Source organism: Pseudomonas sp. AM4(2022), from assembly GCF_036346515.1.
GTDB lineage: Bacteria > Pseudomonadota > Gammaproteobacteria > Pseudomonadales > Pseudomonadaceae > Aquipseudomonas > Aquipseudomonas paracarnis.
In genome coordinates, this window is sequence record NZ_JAOTNW010000004.1 from 369,393 (window position 1) to 393,573 (window position 24,181).

The 24,181-nt window shown below is 60.6% G+C and carries 16 protein-coding genes and 1 tRNA gene; 13 read left to right on the forward strand and 4 right to left on the reverse strand.

Annotated features, from left to right (window positions below; translation table 11 throughout):
- Positions 1–35: 35 nt before the first annotated feature.
- Positions 36–2,036: a bifunctional tRNA (5-methylaminomethyl-2-thiouridine)(34)-methyltransferase MnmD/FAD-dependent 5-carboxymethylaminomethyl-2-thiouridine(34) oxidoreductase MnmC gene (gene mnmC, locus ODQ19_RS08365; RefSeq protein ID WP_330209774.1), complete on the reverse strand. Its 2,001-nt coding sequence runs from the start codon at positions 2,034–2,036 to the stop codon at positions 36–38.
- Between the two features lie 210 nt (positions 2,037–2,246).
- On the opposite strand from mnmC, the gene ODQ19_RS08370 reads away from it, so the two are divergent.
- The 4 genes from ODQ19_RS08370 to ODQ19_RS08385 all read left to right on the forward strand — a co-directional run bounded on the left by ODQ19_RS08370 (position 2,247) and on the right by ODQ19_RS08385 (position 11,263).
- Entirely contained in the window at positions 2,247–7,094 is a 4,848-nt protein-coding gene (locus ODQ19_RS08370) for an NEL-type E3 ubiquitin ligase domain-containing protein (RefSeq protein ID WP_330209775.1), read from the forward strand.
- Between the two features lie 102 nt (positions 7,095–7,196).
- Positions 7,197–8,711 carry a polyphosphate:AMP phosphotransferase gene (gene pap / locus ODQ19_RS08375; RefSeq protein ID WP_032896033.1) on the forward strand — a complete coding sequence of 505 codons (1,515 nt, stop codon included), beginning with the start codon at positions 7,197–7,199 and terminating at the stop codon, positions 8,709–8,711.
- 222 nt (positions 8,712–8,933) lie between these two features.
- Positions 8,934–10,118, forward strand: a complete 1,185-nt coding sequence (locus tag ODQ19_RS08380; protein ID WP_003192745.1) for a thiolase family protein — start codon at positions 8,934–8,936, stop codon at positions 10,116–10,118.
- Positions 10,119–10,306: 188 nt separating this feature from the next.
- Positions 10,307–11,263, forward strand: coding sequence for a DMT family transporter (locus tag ODQ19_RS08385; protein ID WP_330209776.1), 957 nt, complete (start codon positions 10,307–10,309; stop codon positions 11,261–11,263).
- Here ODQ19_RS08385 and ODQ19_RS08390 read toward each other — a convergent pair.
- A complete protein-coding gene (locus tag ODQ19_RS08390) occupies positions 11,260–12,642 on the reverse strand; it encodes a class II fumarate hydratase (RefSeq protein ID WP_014719259.1) in 1,383 nt (460 codons plus the stop codon). The genes ODQ19_RS08385 and ODQ19_RS08390 overlap by 4 nt on opposite strands.
- Before the next feature lie 196 nt (positions 12,643–12,838).
- On the opposite strand from ODQ19_RS08390, the gene ODQ19_RS08395 reads away from it, so the two are divergent.
- From ODQ19_RS08395 to ODQ19_RS08425, 7 genes are all read left to right on the forward strand, one after another.
- Positions 12,839–13,357 (forward strand): DUF2059 domain-containing protein, encoded by a 519-nt coding sequence (locus tag ODQ19_RS08395; protein WP_014719258.1) that lies wholly within the window; start codon positions 12,839–12,841, stop codon positions 13,355–13,357.
- A gap of 6 nt (positions 13,358–13,363) precedes the next feature.
- On the forward strand, positions 13,364–13,657 hold the full coding sequence (locus ODQ19_RS08400; RefSeq protein ID WP_116665741.1) for a BolA family protein: 294 nt from the start codon (positions 13,364–13,366) through the stop codon (positions 13,655–13,657).
- Between the two features lie 101 nt (positions 13,658–13,758).
- Positions 13,759–14,700 carry an oxygen-dependent tRNA uridine(34) hydroxylase TrhO gene (gene trhO, locus ODQ19_RS08405; RefSeq protein ID WP_014719256.1) on the forward strand — a complete coding sequence of 314 codons (942 nt, stop codon included), beginning with the start codon at positions 13,759–13,761 and terminating at the stop codon, positions 14,698–14,700.
- 3 nt (positions 14,701–14,703) lie between these two features.
- Positions 14,704–15,339: a DsbA family protein gene (locus ODQ19_RS08410; RefSeq protein ID WP_032896046.1), complete on the forward strand. Its 636-nt coding sequence runs from the start codon at positions 14,704–14,706 to the stop codon at positions 15,337–15,339.
- Positions 15,332–17,134 carry an ABC transporter ATP-binding protein gene (locus ODQ19_RS08415; RefSeq protein WP_330209777.1) on the forward strand — a complete coding sequence of 601 codons (1,803 nt, stop codon included), beginning with the start codon at positions 15,332–15,334 and terminating at the stop codon, positions 17,132–17,134. Before ODQ19_RS08410 ends, ODQ19_RS08415 begins: the two co-directional genes overlap by 8 nt.
- Positions 17,135–17,205: 71 nt before the next feature.
- On the forward strand, positions 17,206–19,668 hold the full coding sequence (locus tag ODQ19_RS08420) for an EAL domain-containing protein (protein ID WP_330209778.1): 2,463 nt from the start codon (positions 17,206–17,208) through the stop codon (positions 19,666–19,668).
- A gap of 78 nt (positions 19,669–19,746) precedes the next feature.
- Positions 19,747–20,520 carry a TenA family transcriptional regulator gene (locus ODQ19_RS08425; protein ID WP_371921537.1) on the forward strand — a complete coding sequence of 258 codons (774 nt, stop codon included), beginning with the start codon at positions 19,747–19,749 and terminating at the stop codon, positions 20,518–20,520.
- 58 nt (positions 20,521–20,578) lie between these two features.
- Here ODQ19_RS08425 and ODQ19_RS08430 read toward each other — a convergent pair whose 3' ends face one another.
- A complete protein-coding gene (locus tag ODQ19_RS08430; RefSeq protein WP_014719251.1) occupies positions 20,579–21,505 on the reverse strand; it encodes a GGDEF domain-containing protein in 927 nt (308 codons plus the stop codon).
- Positions 21,506–21,917: 412 nt separating this feature from the next.
- A complete protein-coding gene (gene lldD, locus ODQ19_RS08435) occupies positions 21,918–23,048 on the reverse strand; it encodes an FMN-dependent L-lactate dehydrogenase LldD (protein ID WP_330209779.1) in 1,131 nt (376 codons plus the stop codon).
- 100 nt (positions 23,049–23,148) lie between these two features.
- Between lldD and ODQ19_RS08440 the strand changes: the two genes are divergently transcribed.
- Both ODQ19_RS08440 and ODQ19_RS08445 read left to right on the forward strand, forming a co-directional pair.
- Entirely contained in the window at positions 23,149–24,072 is a 924-nt protein-coding gene (locus tag ODQ19_RS08440; protein ID WP_330209780.1) for a LysR family transcriptional regulator, read from the forward strand.
- 33 nt (positions 24,073–24,105) lie between these two features.
- Positions 24,106–24,181: transfer RNA gene (locus ODQ19_RS08445), tRNA-Asn, on the forward strand.

Consider the following 24,181-nt stretch of genomic DNA (forward strand, 5'->3'; position numbering starts at 1 on the left):
ACCGATAAGTTATAAGGCAGATAGCCGCCTTGCCTTTAATCCGGCTTTTTTTGTGCAGCGGCCTGGCCTCGCACCAGCGCGCGCAGGGCAAATCGATTGGGGTGGCAAGCCTCGGCCACGCTGGTGGGCACGGGCAGGGGCTCATCACTCAGCCACGCAGCCAGAAGTTCGCCGCACAACGGCGCAGTGATCAATCCACGCGAGCCATGGCCGCTATTCAGAAACAACCCCGGCAGCCACGGGCAGGGCGTTTGCGGCACTTGCCGGGCGTCTTTGCCCAGTACCGCATAAGCCTGCTGAAACGCCGCATGGTCGGCCAGTGGCCCAACGATGGGCAGGTAGTCGGGGCTGGTACAACGAAACGCGGCACGGCCTTCCAGGTGTTCGACCGCCAGGCGGTCGGCACCCAGGCGCTGTAGCAGGTCGGTAGATATCTCGCGCAGCATCTGCAGGTTGCCGCTGTGTTCGGCGGGCGTGGGCGTGAGGTCTTGATTGTTGAAGTCAAAACTGGCGCCCAGGGTGTGTTCGCCAAGCCGGGCCGGCGCGACATAGCCCTCGGCACAGACCACCGTGGCCAGCGCTTTACTCGCGCAGGTTTGCGCCAGCCGAGTGATCTGCCCACGGATGCGCTTGAGCGGTATGTCAGCACTGAAGGGGAAACGCTTGATCTCTGCAGCCCCGGCGAGCACCACGACACCGGCGCTGGCCAGTACGCGGTCACCGGCGCGGGCTTGCCATTGGTCGTCGAGCCGGTGCAGTTCCAGTGCCTCGTGGTGGGTGAGCACTTCAATCAGTGGATGTTTCGCCTGCCACTGGCACAGCGCGGGTGGATGCACCCAACCGCCCTGTGGAAAAAACAACCCGCCGTGGGCCAGTTCGATTCCCGCCTTTTGCTGCGCCTGCTCGCGGTCCAGCAGCTGCAGCAGGTCCGGAGCAAAGGCGTTTGCCAATTGGGCCTGCCGCTGGCTTTCTTTGGCATCAAACGCCAGTTGCAACACGCCACAGCCGTCCCAATCGACACCTCGGTGCAAGTGTTCCAGCAGGCGTCGGGTGTGGCCAAAACCGCTGAGTATCAGCTGGGACAAGGCTGTGCCATGGGCCGAAAGCTTGAGGTACAACACACCCTGTGGGTTGCCCGAAGCTTCCTGTGCCAGGCCGGCGTGGCGCTCCAGCAGGCTGACACGCCAACCCCGGGCGGCTAGGCTGGCGGCGGTCGCGCAACCGGCCAGGCCACCGCCGATGACCAGGGCGTGACGTTCACCCTCGATGGCGGGTGGCCGGGTGAACCAGGGTTTACGTGGGGGCGGCGCGGGTGAGTCGGTGGGCCAACCGACAAACTCCCCACGCAGGATCTCCCACTTATGCCCGATACCGGGCGTGCGTTTCATTTTGAACCCTGCGGCATTGATCAACCGCCTTACCCAGCCGGTGCTGGTGAAGGTGCTGATGGTCGAGCCCGGTGCCGCCAGGCGCGCCAGTTGGGCGAACAGCTCGGCGGTCCACATGTCGGGGTTTTTCGCCGGGGCGAACCCGTCGAGAAACCAGGCATCGACCTGGGCATCCAGTTGTGGCAACTGTTCCAGCGCGTCGCCGATCAACAGGGTCAGGGTCACGCGGCCATTGTCCAATACCAGGCGCTGGAAACCCTGGTGGATGGCAATGTATTGCCCCAGCAGTTGCTCGGCCAAGGGGTGCAGTTCGGGCCAGAGGGCGAGGGCGCGTTGCAGGTCCGCATGGCTCAGCGGGTATTTTTCCACGCTGACAAAGTGCAGTCGCGCACCGGCCACCGCGTGCTGTTCGAACAACTGCCAGGCGCAGAGGAAGTTCAAACCGGTGCCGAAGCCGGTCTCACCAATCACCAGGCGCCCACCTGTTGGCAAGGCGGCGAAGCGTTCCCGCAAGCGGTTCTGCTCCAGGAACACGTAGCGGGTTTCTTCCAGGCCCGACTGGTCGGAAAAATACACGTCGTCGAATACCCGCGAATGCGGGCGGCCTTGATCATCCCAGTCGAGCTGGGCGTGGGTGATGGGGTTCATGGCGGCTCATAAAATGAAAGCGGGCAAAGACAAGGGGGCCATTCTAGCCGATCACGAGGCAGAGGGCTGATCAGGGTGGTAGGCCTGTAGTTTTTGCATGGAAAAGACTGCTGCACGCACCTTCCAACCCATCAACAATCAGCGTTAATCCTGTACTGGGTGCTGCGGTATCGTCATTCCCTGGTTAATAGGCAATCAAGGACATTGCTGATGCGAATCCAGGATGATTTGAACAACAAGCTGAACCAGTTGACCCAGCGCCAGCTGCAAGCGGCCTTGCTGGAAATAACTGGCGATCTGGACAAGGCCCAGGTGCTGCAAAAGCAACTGCCGGGATGGATGGTCAACGCACCTCCTGGCGTACTGGATGCATTGACCAACGATGCGACACAGGTTGCAGCAGCCCAGGCCGCCGTCGCTGAGCGATTGAAGCCGTTGCAGGGGCTGGATGAGTTTTGCAGTGAGCGGCTCAAGCATTACTGCCTGACACGATGGCAACTGGCTGTGGATCCCTGGAAGGATCTTTTTATTCGGGCTGTAATCGAATATGAGAAAGAAGTCGTGCCATTGAAGTATGTAAAAACGGTGAGGTTGGTGCAGGACAGCCTGCTGCATGTGGCGATGCAGAATTTTTCAGAGGATGAAGTCCGGGCACAACACTATCCAGAGGGGTCGCTGTTGCAGTCAGGGGCCGCCATGCATGAGGCCATTGACCTGACGCCCGTTGAGTTTGCCCAGGGCTGCCGTGACCTGGACCTTGGCCGCTTGTACCAGCAGCACATCAGTGATGTGTTCCAACTGCAGAGTGACCCGACAGGGGATAAGCCCTACCTCAATCATGTCGCCACCGATATCGGCCGGATGAAAATCCTGGATGTAAAAGTCGACGCCCATATTGCCTGTATGCGAGGGGATATTTCCCAAGGTACTTACCAGACGCTGTGCACCTTGCTGGAGCGCAAACTGACCCCCTCACAGGCCCAGGCTGCAGGGCTGGTGTTTCAAGGGCGACCGGTCATTTGGCAAGGGCTCAATACACAGGGAGCCTGCCTTTGGAGCGTCCTGGTGTTGTCTGGCCGCTCGATTGCGCAATACCCGCAAGAGCCCTGTGTGGTGTATATGCCCAACGAGCCGGAGCGACCGTTGTTCGAGTACGCCTCGTTTGAAGACTTTCAGGTTTACCTCAAGGGCAAACTCAAAGTGGCTGCGTATCGCACCTTCTTCAGCCGTTACCTGAGCCAGGGTGACCGGGTCGGTTTTTTCAGCCGTTTCGATCGAACCAATGACATGGGGATGCTGGAGGCCAACCTGAGCGGGGTCAGCCTGGCGCGGCATTTTTTCGAGACTTACGCGGGCAAGCTGCAGGCCGACGCGCGGGCCTTGGCGGTGCCGGTGGCCGATGTGGACGCGGCGGCCCGCGAGCAGCGCTTGCAGGCATATCAGGACGCCGGGTTGACGCTGCTCAACCTCGCCGGCTTTGTCATTCCGGAGTTGGGGTTATTGATGACCGCAGTGGCGGTGGGGCAGATGCTCGGTGAGCTCTATGAGGGCATCGAGGACTGGCGTCGTGGGCAGCACGAAGAGGCGTTCGAGCAGTTGACGGCGGTGGCGCAAAACATCACATCAATGGTGCTGTTCGCTGCGGGCACCCAAGTAGTAGGTTCGGCGCTCAAACGCAGTGGTCTGAGCCTGGGCAGTTTTTTCCGCAAATTTGAGGTGGTACGCCCCACTCATGGCAACCTGCGGCTGTGGCGCCCGGATGCCACGCGATACATCCATGACCGCAGCGTTGGCGACGACGAAACCGCGGACGCTTCGGGCATCTACAAGGTGGGTGGCCATTCCTACGTCAAGGTCAATGATTGCGTGCACCGGGTTGCATTTGACGCCAAACGGGATCGATGGCGGGCCATCCATCCGCTGCGACCCACGGCTTATCGCCCTGAGCTTGTGCATAACGGTGAAGGCCGTTGGCGTTTTGAGTTCGAAAGGCCGCACGAGTGGGAAGATCAGGAGTATCTCTTTTCACGGCTGCAGCCAGCGGGCCCTGGTGTTTCGCTGCATCCCAGGAAACTGGTACAGATCAAGGCCATCATGAATATGCCCCATGATTGGGGGACCTATCAGGCCCAGGAGTGTTTGCCCTTTCCGGCACGCTTTCGCGATTTGTACGAACGCTTCAGGCTGGACCAGTCCATTCGTGATTTGATCTGGCAGTTGGAAAGCGCGGCTTTCCCGAGCGTCGAAGATTCGACCCTGCAGATGCATGCCTTGCCCCTGCTGCAAGGCTGGCCCGCAGGCCGCTATTTTGAGGTGCTGGATGCACAGCGCAGCATCAAGGCACGCTATCCGTCCAGCGGGCCTTTCGACAACGTCGGCCTGCGCCTGGCGCTCACCGAGCAGATGCTGCGTGAGGGCAAAGTGTTTGAGGTGCTCTTGTCCGGGCTGGATGAGCAACAAAAGATCGGTCTGCTGGGAGAAGAGGTTCCCGCCAATCAGGAGCACGCGGTGCTCGGGCGTCAGTTGCTCGCGCACCTCAAGATGGATCGCAGGCCATTGTTTGAACAGCTTTATCAGGCCTATGACGGGCCGGCACCGTCCGAAGGGGCGTTGCTCAGGCGCACCTATGGGCAAATGCCTTGCACGCTGATACGCGAATTGATGGCCCGCACCTCAACCGTACAGCGTGAGTCCCTGCGCGATAATCAACGTATTCCCATGGCATTGGCCGAGTCAGCGCAGCGTGCCCTTGGCGAGCAACGCCTGGATCGTGCCTTGATGGGGTTTGAGCAGCCAGAGCTGGCCAGCCTGGACACCGCGCGCGTTGCCGTTCGGTCAATGCCCCATCTGGCGGGGTGGGGCAGGGCGGTGCGCCTGGAGTTGCGCCAGGATTCGCCACAGGGCGACTTATTGGCAGTGGGGGCGTTCAAAGACGCTGATGTGCGGCGAGTACTGGTCAGCTCGAGCGCCGGGTTTGAAGCGTTCGATGACAACGGCCTGAGTCTGGGCGGGCCTTATTCCGGGCCGGACGGTTTGTTCGAGGCGATCGACTCAGCATTGACGGACACTCAGCGCGTGGCAATGGGACTACCCCTCAAAGACGCCAGTAACCTCTGGCGCCTGCGATATATGAGTGCCAAGCAGGCGCAGGGAGAACGGGAACTGGCTGGCGAGGCTTTCTCCAGCAGGGGCTGCGAGCACCTGCTGGAGGCGGTTCCCTGCGAAATGGCTGATTCGCCGACCGGGCCACTGGCGCATCCATCGGAGTTGGTACGCAAGGTGAAGCATTTGTATCCGTTGTTCAGCGATGCGCAAGTGTCTTCGCTGCTGATGAATTTGGGGGCTGACCATCTTTCCAGGGCCCGGGCGGTCAAGCGTTTGCAGGCAGAGCTTACGCATCTGCGTGCGCTGCTCAAACTGTGGAAGAGTGATATCCAGGGCATGGATAAGCAGCCAGGCCTGAGCGACATCCGCAATAGCCGCGAGCAAGTGGCGCAACGCATTGAGGCCTGCTGGCGACATCAGAGCTTTACCCTGGATGAGCACCATGCGTCGGTTGCCAGTCTGAACCTGGATGGCATGCGGGTTGGGTCGCTGCCGTCACTGCCCGCCGAAGTTCGTTTTGACCACGTTCGGCAGGTCTCACTCAAAAACATGCGGTTGGGTGACGACGTGGTGTATTTCTTGAAGTGTTTTAAAGGGGTTCGGCATCTGGAGCTGGGACGTAACCGCCTGACCCGTTTGCCAGAAATATTCTCGCGAATGCTTGATCTTGAAAGTTTGTCGATGCCCCGTAACCGTCTTGCGCTGACGGATTACACCCGCCTGAAACTGGCCGACCTGAATACCTTGCGTCTACTGGACCTGAGTCACAACCCTTTGGGTAAGTTGATAGATGTCAGCAATATGCGTGACTTGCACACCCTGCTATTGCAAGACAGCAAACTCGTCGATCTGCCTGCGGGGCTCGGGCGGTTGGCCAACCTGGAGCAGGTGGATCTGCGCGATAACTTGATCACCGTGTTACCTGAGTGGTTGTTCACGGTGCCACGCAGTTTCAGTCAGTCGATTGATCTGGGGGGCAACCCGCTGTCCGAGACGACGGTAACCGAGCTCGAACGCTATCGCGCCGAAGTCGGCATTGGCATGGGGTATGTCGACGACGATGAGCCCCGCATGACCGAACTGAAGGCGCGGGCGCTGTGGTTGCCGGAAGAGGTATCCGTTCGCGCTGCCCACAAGCGCACGGTGTGGGCCAACCTGCGGGACGACCCGGAATCGAGCGCGTTGTTTTTGTTGCTGGCCGAGTTGTCCGGTACCGCCGACAGCCGTCATGTGCACGAGGATATGACGCAGCGGGTCTGGGACGTGTTGCAGGCGACCCACGACAGTGTCGGGCTGCGCGAGCAGGTCTTTGAACTGGCGGCTCATCCGACTAACTGTGCAGATGGTGCTGCGCAGATGTTCAGCCAGATGGAGGTCATGAAAGAGGTCGAGAAGGCCACGCAGCAGGCCGGTCGTGCGCAGGGCAACTCCGGGGCGCTGTTGGACTTGAGCCGAGGTTTGTTCCGCCTCAGCGAACTGGAGAAAATCGCCGCGACCTACGCTGTCGAAAACGCCTCCACGGACCCGCTGGAAGTCAGCCTGGCATTTCGAGTCGGGTTGGCCAAAGACCTGCAACTGCCGGGGCAGCCCAAACAAATGCAATATGGCTCCTTTGCCGGGGTGACCCGTGAGGGTTTGGAGCTCGCGCATTCGCAGGTTCGCACGGCAGAGCTTTCCCCGGCATTCTTGCGCTTTATTACCCAGTTGGCTTTCTGGAGAACCCATCTCAAACGGCAATTCCCCGCTGCATTCCTGACGGCTACCGCGCCTTTTGATGCGCAGCAGCAAACGCTTTTTGAAAGCAGTCAGAACCTTACCGACGGCGAGTACTTCAAACAAATGGAAGCCCTGCGCGCGCCGCGCCGACAGGCAGTCACCGCAGTGATAGAGCGCCTGACGCAGCAGATCTTGAGGCATCAAGACTTGGGCATTTGCCAGGTTCCCGGCCATTGACCACCCAACCCGCAGATTGATCCACGGCAAGCCGGTTGAAATTCCTTGCCTGCCGTGGCTGCCAATCCGCTAGTCTTGAGCCATCTTGAAACGGAGCTGCCCATGTTCGAATCCGCCGAAATCGGTCACGCCATCGACAAAGACACCTACGACGCCGAAGTGCCGGCCCTGCGTGAAGCCTTGCTGGAAGTTCAGTACGAGCTGCAACAGCAGAAGCGCTTCCCGGTGATCATCCTGATCAACGGCATCGAGGGCGCGGGCAAGGGTGAAACCGTCAAGCTGCTCAATGAATGGATGGACCCGCGCCTGATCGAAGTGCGCACTTTCGACCAGCAAACCGACGAAGAACTGGCGCGCCCACCGGCATGGCGCTACTGGCGGCAACTGCCGGCCAAGGGCCGCATGGGCATTTTCTTCGGCAACTGGTACAGCCAGATGCTGCAAGGCCGCGTGCATGGGCAGATCAAGGATGCGCGGCTGGACCAGGCCATCGCTGGCGCCGAACGCCTGGAAAAGATGCTGTGTGATGAAGGTGCGCTGATCTTCAAGTTCTGGTTCCACCTGTCCAAAAAACAGATGAAGGCGCGCCTCAAGGCCCTGGCCGACGACCCGCTGCACAGCTGGCGCATCAGCCCATTGGACTGGCAGCAGTCCAAGACCTACGACAAGTTCGTGCATTTTGGTGAGCGTGTGCTGCGCCGCACCAGCCGCGATTACGCGCCGTGGCATGTGATCGAAGGCGTCGACCCCCATTACCGTGGGCTGACCGTGGGCAAGATCCTGCTGGATGGGCTGCAAAGTGCCTTGAAGCAGGCCAAGGTCAAGGCCAGCGGCATGAACCCGGCGCCGTTGCTTGCCTCGGTGGACCGCAAGAGCCTGCTCGACAGCCTGGACATGACCCTGCGCCTGGACAAGGACGATTACGAAGAACAACTGATTACCGAACAGGCACGCTTCTCTGGCCTGATGCGCGACAAACGCATGCGCAAGCACGCCCTGGTGAGCGTGTTCGAGGGCAACGACGCGGCGGGCAAGGGTGGGGCGATCCGTCGGGTGGCAGCCGCACTGGACCCGCGTCAGTACCACATCGTGCCGATTGCCGCGCCGAGCGAAGACGAACGGGCCCAGCCTTATCTATGGCGGTTCTGGCAGAAGATCCCGGCGCGCGGCATGTTCACCGTGTTTGACCGCTCCTGGTACGGCCGCGTGCTGGTGGAGCGCATCGAAGGCTTCTGTACCCCCGCGGACTGGATGCGCGCCTATGGCGAGATCAATGACTTCGAAGAGCAACTGCGCGATGCGGGGGTGATTGTGGTCAAGTTCTGGCTGGCCATCGACAAGGAGACGCAGCTGGAGCGCTTCCAGGCCCGTGAAGAAATCCCCTTCAAACGCTTCAAGATCACCGAAGACGACTGGCGCAATCGCGACAAGTGGGACGACTACCGCGCGGCAGTGGGCGACATGGTTGACCGCACCAGCACCGAGGTGGCGCCCTGGACCCTGGTGGAAGCCAACGACAAGCGCTGGGCACGGGTCAAGGTGCTGCGCACCATCAACCGTGCGCTGGAAGAGGCATTTGATAAAAGCGACAAGCACGACAAGAAGAAAAAGAAATAGCCTGAGGGGGCTTGCCCTCTCCCACTGTAGGAGCGAGCTTGCTCGCGAAAAACTCATAGGCGCCGCGTTTAGTCAGGAAGCACGCGTTATCGTTGACGTTTTTCGCGAGCAAGCTCGCTCCTACAGTGGGTCCATGCTTTTGCATCCACGCAGTGAATGATCATCGCGGTCGGCCCGGCCCAGCTCTATCCTCGATCCACACCCCCAAGATCGAGGTAGCCCATGCGTGAAGTAGTGATCGTCGACAGCGTACGAACCGGCCTGGCCAAATCCTTTCGCGGCAAGTTCAACCAGACCCGTCCCGATGACATGGCGGCCCATTGTGTCAATGCGCTGCTGGCCCGCAACGGTATCGACCCGGCGACGGTGGAAGACTGCATCGTCGGTGCCGGCTCCAACGAAGGCGCCCAGGGCTATAACATCGGGCGCAATGTGGCGGTGCTCTCGCAACTGGGCACCGGTACGGCGGGCATGACCCTCAACCGTTTCTGTTCGTCGGGTTTGCAGGCGATTGCCATTGCCGCCAACCAGATCGCTTCGGGCTGCAGCGACATCATTGTTGCCGGTGGCGTGGAGTCCATCAGCCTGACCATGAAGAGCGTCAACACCGATAACCTGATCAACCCGCTGCTTAAAGAACAGGTGCCGGGCATTTACTTCCCCATGGGCCAGACCGCCGAAATCGTTGCGCGGCGCTATCACGTCAGCCGCGAAGACCAGGACCTTTACGCGCTGCAAAGCCAGCAGCGCACCGCCCAGGCCCAGGCTGATGGCTTGTTCAACGATGAAATCGTGCCGATGGCGGTCAAGTACAAGGTCGAGGATAAGAACACTGGCGCGGTGCAGATCCTGGACGGCGTGGTCGACCGGGATGATTGCAACCGCCCGGACACCACCCTGGCCAGCCTCAGCGGCTTGAAACCGGTGTTTGCCGAGGATGGCTCGGTGACGGCAGGTAACTCCTCGCAGCTTTCCGACGGTGCGTCGATGACCCTGGTGATGAGCCTGGAGAAAGCCTTGGAACTGGGGCTTAAGCCCAAGGCGTTTTTCCGGGGCTTTACCGTGGCCGGTTGCGAGCCGGATGAAATGGGCATTGGCCCGGTGTTCTCGGTGCCCAAGTTGCTCAAGGCCAAGGGCTTGCAGGTGGCGGATATCGACCTGTGGGAACTCAATGAGGCCTTTGCTTCCCAATGCCTTTACGCGCGCAATCGCCTGGAGATCGATAATGCCAAATACAATGTCAACGGCGGCTCGATTTCCATCGGGCACCCGTTCGGCATGACCGGCTCGCGGCAGGTGGGGCACCTGGTGCGCGAGCTGCAACGACGCAACCTGCGTTATGGGATCGTCACCATGTGCGTGGGGGGCGGGATGGGCGCCACCGGGCTCTTCGAAGCCGTGCGCTGAATCAGGTTGGAATACGGCCAATGTGGGAGTTGGCTTGCCTGCGATAGCGGTGGGTCAGCGACAGAGTGGGCACAGATAAATCGCCATCGCAGGCAAGCCAGCTCCCATATTCAAGACTGTGACGTATCCGAACTCGGTGACTTGCCCCTAGAATGCCTGCTCCACTTCCTCTGGCATCCGGGGCACTCATGCACATCTCTTCCGGCCGCTGGGTCTACGGTTTCTTCCTGACCCTGCTGACCGCGTTTCTGTGGGGCATTCTTCCGATCAAGCTCAAGCAAGTGTTGCAGGTGATGGATCCGATCACCGTGACGTGGTTTCGCCTCATGGTAGCGGGCACTTGCCTGTTCGTTTACCTGGCCGCCACCAAGCGCCTGCCCAGCCGCAAGGTGCTTGGCCCCAAAGGTGGCTGGCTGGTGGGCATGGCGGTGTGTGGCCTGGTGGGCAACTACGTGCTGTACCTGGTGGGCCTGAAAATGCTCAGCCCAGGCACGGCGCAGTTGGTGGTGCAGATGGGCCCGATCTTTCTGATGGTAGCCAGTGTGTTTGTGTTCAAGGAGCGCTTCAGCCTGGGGCAGGGGGTGGGGCTGATGGTGCTGATCGCAGGCTTTGGCTTGTTCTTCAACCAACGCCTGGTGGAGTTGCTGACGTCCATGGGCACTTACACCGCCGGTGTGCTGACGATCCTGCTCGCCACCACCATCTGGGTGTTCTATGCCCTGGGGCAGAAGCAGTTGCTGACGGTGTGGAATTCATTGCAGGTGATGATGGTGATCTACCTGTCGTGCGCGCTGTTGCTCACGCCGTGGGCGCACCCGCTGGAGGCGTTGCAGTTGAGCCCGTTGCAAGGGTGGCTGCTGCTGGCGTGCTGCATGAATACGCTGGTGGCCTACGGCGCATTTGCCGAAGCCCTGGCGCATTGGGAAGCCTCGCGGGTCAGTGCGACGCTGGCGTTGACGCCGTTGGTGACCTTTGTGGCGGTGGCAGTGGCGGCCTGGCGGTGGCCGGAGTATGTGCAGGCAGAACAGATCAATGCCGTGGGGTATGTGGGGGCGTTGGTGGTGGTGACGGGCTCGGCGATGGTGGCGCTGGCGCCGTCGCTGCTCGCCGGGCTCAGGGCCCGGCGGCTGCGGATGTCGGTTTAAGCGCCGAGCATGTTTTCCGGACGCACCCACTGGTCAAACTCGGCATCGGTAAGGTAGCCCAGCTCCAGTGCAGCCTCACGCAGTGTCAGCCCTTCGGCGTAAGCCTTCTTGGCGATTTCGGCTGACTTGTCGTAGCCGATATGCGGGTTGAGTGCAGTGACCAGCATCAGCCCGCGTTCCAGGTGCTGGGCCATTTGCTCGGCGTCGGGTTCGAGGCCGGCAATGCAATGCTCCTGGAAGTTGTTGCAGCCATCGGCCAGCAGGCGGATCGACTCCAGCAGGTTGTGGATGATCACCGGTTTGTACACGTTCAACTGCAAGTGCCCCTGGCTGGCGGCCATGCCGATGGTCACGTCGTTGCCCAGCACCTGGCAGGCCAGCATCGACAGCGCTTCGCATTGGGTGGGGTTGACCTTGCCCGGCATGATCGAACTGCCCGGTTCGTTGGCCGGCAACTTGACTTCGGCCAACCCGGCGCGAGGGCCGGAACCCAGCAGGCGCAGGTCGTTGGCGATTTTCATCAATGCCACGGCCAGGGTTTTCAGCGCACCGTGCAAGGTAACCAGCGGCTCATGGCCGGAGAGGGCGGCGAATTTGTTTGGCGCGGTCACAAAAGGCAAGCCTGACAATGCGGCCAGTTCGGAGGCAATCGCCTCGCCAAAACCATGGGGCGCATTGAGGCCAGTGCCGACGGCGGTACCGCCCTGGGCCAGTTCGCACACGGCGGGCAGGGCGCTGCGGATCGCACGCTCGGCGTAATCGAGCTGGGCGATAAACGCCGACAGCTCCTGGCCGAAGGTGATCGGCGTGGCGTCCATCATGTGGGTACGGCCGGTCTTGACCAGCTTCATATGCCGTGCAGCCAATTCCGCCAGGCCCCCGGACAAGGTGGCGATCGCCGGCAGCAGTTGCTTGTTCACGGCTTGCACCGCGGCAATGCTCATGGCGGTGGGGAAGCAGTCGTTGGAACTCTGGGAACGGTTGACGTGATCGTTAGGGTGCACCGGGCTCTTGCCGCCGCGGTTGTTGCCGGCCAGTTCGTTGGCGCGGCCGGCGATCACTTCGTTGGCGTTCATGTTGCTCTGGGTGCCACTGCCGGTCTGCCAGACCACCAGCGGGAACTGGTCGTCGTGCTGGCCGTCCAGGACTTCGTCGGCAGCCTGCTCGATCAGGCGGGCGATGTCGGCGGGCAGGTCGCCGTTGCGGTCGTTGACCCGCGCCGCGGCCTTCTTGATCAAGGCCAGGGCATGCAATACCGCCAGCGGCATGCGCTGCTCGCCAATCGCGAAATTGACCAGCGAACGTTGGGTTTGCGCGCCCCAATAGGCGTCATCAGGGACCTGTACTTCCCCCAGGCTGTCGGTTTCGATACGGCTCATCGGTCACCCTCCTTATCCAGTCGTGATTGGTCAGTTTAGGCCCTGGCGGCCAGCGTGGGTTCCCTAAATGCGCATCTGTGCCCTCGCGCCCCGTGAAACCGGGGCTTACCAAGGGGTGGGGTTGAGCCGCGAGGTTTTTTAGGCGCAGAATGGTCGCCCTTGGGGTCTTACCTCGCCTGCTAGAAAAGGAAACTCGATGACTCGTCTTCGTGCCATCTGTACCGCGGTTGCTCTGGTTTGCGCCAGCGGCCAGGTTCTTGCCGATACCGCCAGCCACAACGCCAGTGCCGAAGCCTTCCTTACCCTGGCCCATGCTGACAAGCTGGGGACCCCGGTGTACATGCAAGTGCAGCAAATGTTCGCCCAGCGTTTCGAACAGACCAAGGCGCCTGCCGCCAAGCAGTCCGTACTGGACAGCTACCAGGCCAAGGCCAACGCCGCTCTGGACCAGGCCATCGGCTGGCCGAAGCTCAAGCCAGACATGGTCAAGCTCTATACCACCAACTTCAGCGAATCGGAGCTAAAGGACCTGGTAGCGTTCTACCAGTCGCCACTTGGCAAGAAGGTCCTGGAAAAAATGCCCCAGCTGACTCAGCAATCGGCCCAGATGACCCAGGCCAAGCTGGAAAGCGCCGTACCGGTGGTGAACAAGCTGTTGGAAGACATGACCAACGAGCTGGCGCCAAAAGCCGCCGCACCGGCCAAGAAGAAGTAAGCAGGAATGACCATGCAACAGCGTATCGAAACGGCCCTTGCCGCCCTGGCCCCGGAACATTTGAGCGTGCTGGATGAAAGCCACATGCACAGCCGTGGGTTGCAGACCCACTTCAAGGCCGTGCTGGTCAGCCAGCAGTTCGAGGGGCTTAACCGCGTCAAGCGCCACCAGAAGGTCTACGCCACCCTGGGTGACCTGATGAGCGAATTTCACGCGCTGGCGCTGCATACCTATACGCCCGAAGAATGGGCGACAATCGACGCAGCCCCGGCCTCGCCGACCTGCGCCGGCGGACATTGATGGGGTAACCCTGATAGAATCCGCAACGCGCCGCTTAGCCGGCGCGTTTTTTTTGCATCCGGTTCACCCCTTACGAGGGTAGCCACCTGGAGAGAACACCCATGACTCAACCGATTGTCGTGGCGGCACTGTATAAGTTCGTCACCCTCGAAGATTACGTCGCCCTGCGCGAGCCCCTGTTGCAGGCGATGGTCGATAACGGTATCAAAGGCACCTTGCTGATCGCCGAAGAAGGCATCAACGGCACCGTTTCCGGCAGCCGCGAAGGCATTGACGGCCTGATGGCCTGGCTGAAAAAAGACCCGCGCATGGTCGACATCGACCACAAGGAATCCTACTGCGACGACCAGCCGTTCTATCGCACCAAGGTCAAGCTCAAGAAAGAGATCGTGACCCTGGGCGTCGAAGGCGTCGACCCGAATAAAAAGGTTGGTACCTACGTCGACCCACAGGATTGGAACGCGCTGATCAGTGACCCGGAAGTGTTGTTAATCGACACCCGTAACGACTACGAAGTGTCGATTGGTACGTTCGAAGGCGCAATCGACCCGAAAACCACCAGTTTTCGCGAATTTCCCGACTACATCAAAGCCAACTTCGACCCGGCCAAGCACAAGAAGGTCGCCATGTTCTGCACCGGCGGCATTCGCTGTGAGAAAGCGTCGAGCTACATGCTCAGCGAAGGCTTCGATGAGGTCTACCACCTCAAGGGCGGTATCCTGAAGTACCTCGAAGAGGTGCCCCAGGAAGAAACCAAATGGCAGGGCGACTGCTTTGTGTTCGACAATCGCGTGACCGTGCGCCACGACTTGAGCGAAGGCGACTACGATCAATGTCATGCCTGCCGCACACCCGTGAGCGTAGAAGACCGCGCCTCCGAGCATTACGTGGCGGGCATCAGTTGCCCCCATTGTTGGGATAAGCTGCCGGAGAAGACCCGTCGCAGTGCGATCGACCGCCAGAAGCAGATCGAACTGGCCAAGGCCCGCAACATGCCGCACCCGATTGGTTACAACTACAAGCAAACCCCTTCCGAGGCCTGAGCCATGTCTGCGCGCCTGCTCTATGTAATGGACCCGATGTGTTCCTGGTGCTGGGGCTTTGCCCCGGTGGCACAAGCGCTGGTTGAGCAGGCCCAGGCGGCCGGCGTGGACGTGCACCTGGTGGTGGGCGGCTTGCGCACCGGCAGCGGCGCGGCGTTGGAGCCGACTACCCGGCGTTACATCCTTGAGCACTGGCAGGCCGTCACCGATGCCACCGGCCAGCCGTTCAAGCGTGAAGGCGCGCTGCCCGACGGTTTTGTCTACGACACGGAGCCGGCGTGCCGCGCTATCGTCACCGCACGCAGCCTGGCGCCGGACTGCGCCTGGAAGCTGCTGGGGCTGATCCAGCGTGCGTTCTATGTCGAAGGACGGGATGTGACCCTCGCCCCTGTGCTGGTGGAGCTGGCCGAACAGGCCGGCATTCCACGTATCGAGTTTGCCGGCGAGTTCGACCGTGCCGATCAACACGCGGCCACGGCGGCTGATTTCACCTGGGTGCAGGATCTGGGGATCGCCGGTTTCCCGACGTTGCTCGCAGAGCGCAATGGCCAGTTGGCCTTGTTGACCAATGGTTACCAGCCGCTGTCCGAGCTGTCGCCGTTATTGGGTCGATGGCTGGAGCGAGCTGCCTGTGTATGAGCAATCTCAACGCACTGACCGCCTGACCTGGGCAGAGATTCGCCGTCTGGCGCTGCGTCACAAGAAAGCCCTGTGGATCGCCAATGGCGTGGCCGTGCTGGCGACGCTGTGCAGTGTGCCGATCCCGCTGCTGTTGCCATTGCTGGTGGACGAAGTGCTGCTGGGCCACGGCGATGCCGCGCTCAAGGTGATGAACCACGCGTTGCCCCTGGGTTGGCAGAAAGCCGCCGGCTACATCGGCCTGATGCTATTGGTAACGCTGGCCCTGCGCTGCGGCGCGCTGGTGTTCAACGTGGTGCAGGCGCGGCTGTTTGCGCGCTTGGCCAAGGACATCGTGTACCGCATCCGCGTGCGCCTGATCGAGCGTCTCAAGCGTATCTCCCTGGGTGAGTACGAAAGCCTGGGCAGCGGTACGGTCACCACCCACCTGGTGACCGACCTGGACACCCTGGACAAATTCGTCGGCGAAACCCTCAGCCGCTTCCTGGTGGCGATGCTGACCCTGGTCGGCACCTCGGCGATCCTGGTGTGGATGCATTGGCAACTGGCGTTGTTGATCCTGTTGTTCAACCCGTTGGTGATCTACGCCACGGTGCAGTTGGGCAAGCGCGTCAAGCACCTCAAGAAGCTGGAAAACGACAGCACCTCACGCTTTACCCAGGCGCTGACAGAAACCCTGGATGCCATCCAGGAAGTGCGCGCCGGCAACCGCCAGGGCTTTTTCCTCGGGCGCTTGGGCCTGCGTGCTCAGGAAGTGCGTGACTACGCCATTCATTCCCAGTGGAAAACCGACGCTTCGAGCCGCGCCAGTGGCTTGCTGTTCCAGTTCGGTATCGACATCTTCCGCGCTGCGGCCATGCTCACCGTGCTGTTTTCCGACCTGTCCATCGGCCAGATGCTCGCGGTGTTCAGTTACCTGTGGTTCATGATCGGCCCGGTGGAACAACTGCTGAACCTGCAATACGCCTATTACGCGGCGGGCGGCGCGCTGTCGCGCATCAACGAGCTGCTGGCGCGTGCCGATGAGCCGCAATACCCCGGCGGCGCAGACCCGTTCAGCGGGCGCGAGACCGTAGGCATCGAAGTGCGTGGCCTCGACTTTGGCTACGGCGAAGACCTGGTGCTCAACCAGTTGAACCTGGCCATCGCACCGGGTGAGAAGGTGGCGATTGTCGGCGCCAGCGGCGGCGGTAAAAGCACCCTCGTGCAACTGTTGCTGGGGCTCTATACGCCGCAGGCCGGCAGTATACGTTTTGGCGCTGCCACCCAGCAGGAGATCGGCCTGGAGACCATCCGCGAGAACGTCGCGGTGGTGCTGCAACACCCGGCGCTGTTCAACGACACTGTGCGCGCCAACCTGACCATGGGCCGTACCCGCACCGATCAAGCCTGCTGGCAGGCGCTGGAAATCGCCCAGCTGGATGCTACCGTCAAAGCACTGCCTTTGGGCCTGGACAGCGTGGTTGGGCGTTCGGGCGTGCGCTTTTCCGGTGGTCAGCGGCAACGCCTGGCCATTGCCCGCATGGTGCTTGCCGAGCCTAAAGTGGTGATTCTGGACGAGGCCACCTCCGCATTGGATGCGGCGACCGAGTACAACCTGCACCAGGCACTGGCGCGGTTTCTCAGCGGGCGTACTACACTGATCATCGCCCACCGGCTGTCTGCGGTGAAGCAGGCTGACCGAGTGTTGGTGTTCGATGGCGGGCACATTGCCGAGGATGGCGATCACCAGCAGTTGATTGCCGATGGTGGGTTGTACGCCAAACTGTACGGACACTTGCAACAAGTGCGTTGATTTAGCTTAGGCTGTGCTATCGGGAGCGGATTTTCGCGTGCGTATCAAGCTGTGCATGTGTAAGGGACTTCATGAAGCAAAAGCGGACTCTCGGAACGCCACGCCTGCTGGGTATTGTCTGGCCCTTTATCGCCGTCGTGTTGTTCCAGGCATTGTTAGGCTGCGTCAGTCTCTACGTGCTTTCGGCAGTGCGGGGCTATGTGGCGGGCGAAAGCCTGTGGTCCAAGGGCCAGAAAGACGCCATTTACTACCTGACCCTCTACGCCGATAACCGCAACGACGCCACCTACCTCAAATACCAGCAGGCCATTGCCGTGCCCCAGGGTGGGCATGAGTTGCGCATTGCCCTGGACCGTCCCACCCCCGATACGGACGCCGCACGCCTGGGCATTCTCAAGGGCGGCAATCATCCGGACGACGTTTCCAGCCTGATCTGGCTGTACCTCAACTTCCGTCATTTCAGCTACCTGGAAAAAGCCATTGAGCTGTGGACGGTGGGCGACGGCTACCTGGTGCAGTTGGATGAGCTGGCGCAGGAGATGCACGGCGCCATTACCTCCGGCCACGTCAGCAGTGACGATGTGCATAGTTGGAAGGCGCGCATCACTGCCATCAATGAGGGGGTGACGCCCGCCGCCAAGGCGTTCAGCGATGCCCTGGGCGAAGGTTCGCGGATGATCCTGCGCCTGTTGTTGATCACCAACCTGGCGACCGCCCTGGGCCTGATCGTGTTGGCGCTGCTGCGCACCCACAAGCTGCTGGCCCAGCGTCATGCCTTTGCCGATGCGCTGCAGGCGGAGAAGGAGCGGGCGCAGATCACATTGGAGTCGATTGGCGACGGGGTGATTACCACCGACGTCGACGGGGCCATTGCCTATATGAACCCTGCAGCCGAAGCTTTGACCCACTGGCGCTCGGAGCAAGCCCAGGGCCTGCCGCTGGCGGCGCTGTTCAAGCTTTTGGATGAAAACGCCGAGCCCGACGGCTTCACCCTGATTGAACACATCGTCAAGGGCCAGTTCAGCGGCGGCAGCGAGCATTCCAAGCTGATCCAGCGCCTGGACGGCAGTACCGTCTCGGTGACCCTGGTGGGCGCGCCGATCCGCAGCGCCGGCAAGATCAGCGGTGCGGTGCTGGTGTTGCACGACATGACCCAGGAACGCCAGTACATCGCCAACCTTTCCTGGCAGGCCACCCACGACGCGTTGACCGGCCTGGCTAACCGTCGCGAGTTCGAGTTCCGCCTTGAACAAGTGCTGCAACAGGTCGCGCGCCAGCAGAGTGGGCGACATGCCTTGATGTTCCTCGATCTCGACCAGTTCAAGCTGGTCAATGACACCTGTGGCCACGCGGCGGGCGATGAATTGCTGCGTCACATCTGCGCGCTGCTGCAGTCGGACCTGCGTGAAGGCGACACCTTGGCTCGGTTGGGCGGCGACGAGTTTGGCATCCTGCTGGAAAACTGCCCGGCGCCGGTGGCGGAAAAAATCGCCGAGAGCCTGCGCCATACCGTGCAGAGCTTGCACTTCGTGTGGAAGGGGCGGCCCTTCATGACCACTGTCAGCATCGGCCTGGTGCATATCTCGCAAACCCCGACCACCCTGGAAACCTCCCTGCGCGCCGCCGACATGGCGTGCTACATGGCCAAGGAAAAAGGGCGGAACCGGGTGCAGGTCTACCATGTCGACGACTCGGAGTTGTCTCTGCGGTTTGGCGAGATGGCCTGGGTACAGCGGCTGCATATCGCTCTTGAGGAAGACCGCTTTTGCCTCTACGCCCAGGAAATTGCGCCTTTGGGCCCTACCGACGCCGGCAATGGGCACATCGAAATTCTCTTGCGCCTGCATGACGAAGCGGGGCGGATCATTTTGCCCAACAGTTTTATTCCGGCGGCCGAACGTTACGGGTTGATGACGTCCCTGGATCGTTGGGTAGTGGAAAACGTATTCAAGATTATTGCCCGCTGCATGCATGAGCGTCCGGGCCGACCCATGGCCATGTGTGCGATTAATCTGTCAGGCATAACCATTGGCGACGATGACTTTTTAGGATTTTTACGTCAGAAATTCGATACTTACAACATTCCACCGGAAATGATTTGTTTTGAAATAACTGAAACCAGCGCTATAGCCAATTTGGGCAGTGCGATTCGATTTATTAATGAACTCAAAGCGTTAGGGTGCCATTTTTCACTCGATGACTTTTGCGCCGGAATGTCCTCATTCGCATATTTGAAACATTTACCTGTAGACTTCCTGAAGATCGATGGAAGTTTCGTAAAGGATATGCTGGACGACCCGATTAACCGCGCCATGGTCGAAGTGATCAACCACATCGGCCACGTCATGGGTAAGCGCACAATTGCCGAGTTTGTTGAAACACCCCAGATCGAACAGGCTTTACTTGAGATAGGTGTGGATTACGCTCAGGGCTACCTGATTGAACGCCCGCAATTGTTTACCTTTGATAGCTTGCAGTGCCGACCTGAGCGGCCGCAGCCACTGTTATTCAAGGCGCCCGGCACTTTCCGCTGAAACATTTGCTGGTCTGTACAATCACACTTGAAAAGGAGCCCCACAGTGATCGACACATTCAACAGAACCGGCCCGCTTATGGAAGCCTCGAGTTACCCCGCCTGGGCGCAGCAATTGATCCGGGACTGTAGCGAGAGCAAGCGTCGGGTTGTCGAGCACGAACTGTACCAGCGCATGCGCGACAACGCCCTCAGCGCCAAGACCATGCGCCACTACCTGATTGGTGGTTGGCCGGTGGTGGAACAGTTTGCCTTGTACATGGCGCAGAACCTGACCAAGACCAAGTTTGCCCGCCATCCTGGGGAGGATATGGCGCGCCGTTGGCTGATGCGCAACATTCGCGTGGAGCTCAACCATGCCGACTATTGGGTCAATTGGGCGCGGGCTCACGGCGTCAGCCTTGAAGAACTGCAAGCGCAGGAGGTGCCGCCCGAGTTGCACGCACTGAGCCATTGGTGCTGGCATACCAGCTCGGCGGATGCGTTGATCGTCGCGATTGCCGCCACCAACTACGCGATCGAGGGAGCGACGGGGGAGTGGTCCGCCGTGGTCTGCTCTACCGGTGTGTATGCCGCCGCCTTCCCGGAGGAAGATCGCAAGCGGGCGATGAAGTGGCTGAAGATGCATGCCCAGTACGACGACGCCCACCCTTGGGAAGCTCTGGAAATCATCTGCACTTTGGCCGGGACCAACCCGAGCAAGGCCCTGCAGGAAGAGTTGCGCCAGGCGGTATGCAAGAGCTACGACTACATGCACTTGTTCCTGGAAAGCTGCATGCGTCTAGAGAATACTGAGAAAGACAAGGCACCAGCCGTTCGCGAGCGCCCTGTGCGCATCGCCAGCGAGGCGTGATGTAACTGTTCTGATGGTACTTGTGGCGAGGGAGCAAGCTCCCTCGCCACAACTGACCTTACCCCGCCATCGCCAAGCGGTTACGACCTTCGCGCTTAGCCACATACAACGCATTGTCGGCCCGGCGCAGCAGGCTTTCAGCCGACTCGGCCGCCAGCAGCGTCGAGCAACCGAGGCTCACGGTCAGTTCGATTCGCGTGCCCTCCACCCAGTAATCCTGGGCTTGTGCCGCCTGGCGCAGGCGCTCTCCCACCATCCTCGCGGCATCGCGACCGGTGTTGGACAGCAGGATCAAAAACTCTTCCCCGCCAAACCGGAACACCATGTCTACGTTGCGCAGCTGGCGTTTGATCGCCCCGGCCACGGCGCGCAGCACGCTGTCGCCTGCGGCATGCCCATGGGTGTCGTTGATTTTCTTGAAGTGGTCGATGTCCAGCATTAACAACGACAGCGGATGCAGGTGCCGGCGTGCCATGTCGATTTCTCGCTGCAGCGTCTGGTCCATGGCCACACGGTTGCCGGTTTCGGTCAACGGATCACGCAGGGCGCTGCGGGTGGCGGCGCGGTAGAGCAGGGCGTTGCGCATCGGATAAAGCAAGGTCACCAGCAGCAGTTCAAGCTGGCTCAGTTCCTCTTCAAGCAACCGCTGGTTGCGACGAAAGACCAGTTCCCCCAGGTGCTCGCCTTCATGGCTCAGGGTGTAGCTGACGGAGTGATGACCTCGGTGGCCAAACTCCAGGCGCAGGTCGCTGGCGGCGTGGCGGTATTGCAGCGCGTCCAGCGGCACCAGGCGCTGAACCTCACGAAAGAACAGGCCCAGGATGCGCTCCGGCTCCAGGCTGGTCTGCAACTGCTGGTTCAGTTGCTGGCGAAGTTCGGCGAGGGTGGCGGGGCGGCGTGGGCGTAAGGATGGCTGGCCAAATCCCAGGCGTTGCAATTTGGCACTGTCAAAGTCAATTGCGTTGGTCTGGGTGGGGGTTTTCATAAGCGGGTGGCCTCTAAGCACTGGGCTGTCTTACAGGCGGGATGAGAGTGGCAAGTGCCAAGCGTCTTACTGATCCGTCAGTTCCGTAAAACATTGGAAACAGTTTAAACCGCTTTTCCGTGGGTTATAACCCCGGGGCACTGCCGCACGTCTTGTCATCGCCGAACCTGCTTGAACAGTACTAGAGCGAGATTCATGCCAAGTAGGTTTAGTTAGCAAAACTGCTTATGAATCAATTAACTGTTTTAGATGTAAGAAAAATCCGTTAACGCATGGCGCCAGTTATTTGGCTGATTTAGGCCAGCGTTGCCGCCGGCCCGGTTGACGTTACTGTTTCAGTGGTGCGAGTTGTTTGTCGCAAATAAACCACGCATCGGTTATTCGCAAACAAAGTACACCGTACCTATCAGCATTAGACTAGGGTGGTACGGTCGATCTGCGCGATGGAGGTGACCCCGGTCAGGGTCATGGCCACGCGCATTTCCTTGGCGAAGATGTCCAGCAGGTTCTCCACCCCATACTGGCCCTCGGCGGCCAGCGCATAGGCGGTGGCACGCCCCAGCAGGCACGCCTTGGCGCCCAGGGCGAGCATGCGCACCACGTCGAGCCCGGAGCGAATGCCGGAGTCCACCAGCACGGTCAGGTCATCGCCCACCGCTTCGGCAATCGGCGGCAACGCCTTGGCCGTGGAGAGCACCCCGTCGAGCTGGCGGCCGCCATGGTTCGAGACCACGATGCCGTCGGCACCGAAACTCACCGCGTCCTTGGCATCCTGCGGGTCAAGGATGCCCTTGATGATCATCGGGCCTTTCCAGAACTCGCGGATCCACTCCAGGTCTTTCCAACTGATCGACGGGTCGAAGTTGTTGGCCAGCCAACCAATGTAGTCCTCCAAGTGGGTAGGTTTGCCCAGGTATTTGGAGATATTGCCCAGGTCGTGAGGGCGACCCATCAAGCCCACATCGAAGGCCCACTGCGGCTTGGTCACCGCCTGCAACATGCGTCGCTGCGCCGCGTAGGGGCCGGACATGCCCGAGTGAGCGTCACGGTAGCGTGCGCCCGGTGTCGGCATGTCAACGGTGAACACCAAGGTGGTCACCCCGGCGGCCTGCGCCCGCTCCAGAGCATTGCGCATGAAGCCGCGATCCTTGAGCACATACAGCTGGAACCAGATCGACTGCGGGCTTTGCGAGGCCACTTCCTCAATCGAACACACCGACACCGTCGACAGGCAAAAGGGGATGTGTTTGTTGGCCGCCGCCTTGGCCGCTTGCACTTCACCGCGTCGCGCATACATACCGGTCAGGCCGACCGGGCTAAGGATGACCGGCATCGCCAGTTCCGTGCCGAACAAGTGGGTGCTCAGGCTCAGGTTGTCGACATTGCGCAGGATGCGTTGGCGCAGGCTGATCTCGGCTAGGTCCGAACTGTTGGCCCGCAGCGTGTGCTCGGCGTAGGCGCCGCCGTCGATGTAATCGAACAGAAAGCGCGGCAACTTGCGCTTGGCCGCAGCGCGGTAGTCGGAAGCGGACGAGATGATCATCGACGGTGTCTCCACAGGGCAAAGTGCTACACCATAAGCAAAGTTGTGACATGATAAAAACAACTTTTATCACTACTATCCAGTCGCCTAAGGAATACTGATGAACCTGCGAACCTTGCGTGCGTTTGTCGAAGTGGTGCGCCAGGGTGGGTTCTCCCAGGCGGCCGAAGTGGTTGCCCTGACCCAGTCCACCGTCAGCAAAGCGGTCAAGACCCTTGAGGACGAATTAGGCATGCCGCTGCTCAATCGCCTTGGCCACAAGAACGAACTCACCGCAGCCGGCGAAATTGCCTACCGCCGCGCCCTGGTAATGCTCGCCGAACGCACCGACCTGATGGCTGAAATCAACGACCTGCGCGGCCTCAAGCGCGGCGTGCTGCGCATCGGCCTGCCGCCGGTAGGGTGCGGCGTGTTGTTTGCGGCGATGTTCGCCACTTACCGCAGCCGTTACCCTGGCATCGACATCGAACTGACCGAGTACGGCAGCAAAAGGCTGCGCGAATGCCTGGAAGCGGGGGAGGTTGACCTCGCCGCCTTGCTGCTGCCAGTTGATGAAGGTTTTGACTACCAACCGGTGCGCAACGAGCCATTGATCGCCGTATTGCCCATGGGTCACCCACTGGCCCAGCGCGAGCGCATCGACTTCACCGACCTGGCGGACTCGCCGTTCATCCTGTTCGAAGCGGGTTTTGCCCTCAACGCGAAGATCCTCAGTGCGTGCGAGCGTAAAGGCGTAACCCCCAAAGTCACTGCTCGCAGCGGGCAGATCGACTTTATCGTCGATCTGGTCACCGCCGGTCTGGGCGTCGCCTTCCTGCCGCGGATGCTGGCGCACAAGCACCAACACCCCGGCATCGCCCTGATCCCCCTGGACGAACCCCACACCGACTGGCACATTGCCCTGGCCTGGCGCGCCAGCGCCCACCTGCCACCGGCGGCACGGGCCTGGTTGGAACTTGCCAAGGAACCGTCGTATTCAAGCGAGCAGGGGGGCGATTTACGGAAAGTGTCAGAGGATGCTTGACTTCTTCTTTTTAATCAGTAACATACGGCGCATTCCGCGATAGCTCAGTTGGTAGAGCAAATGACTGTTAATCATTGGGTCCCTGGTTCGAGTCCAGGTCGTGGAGCCA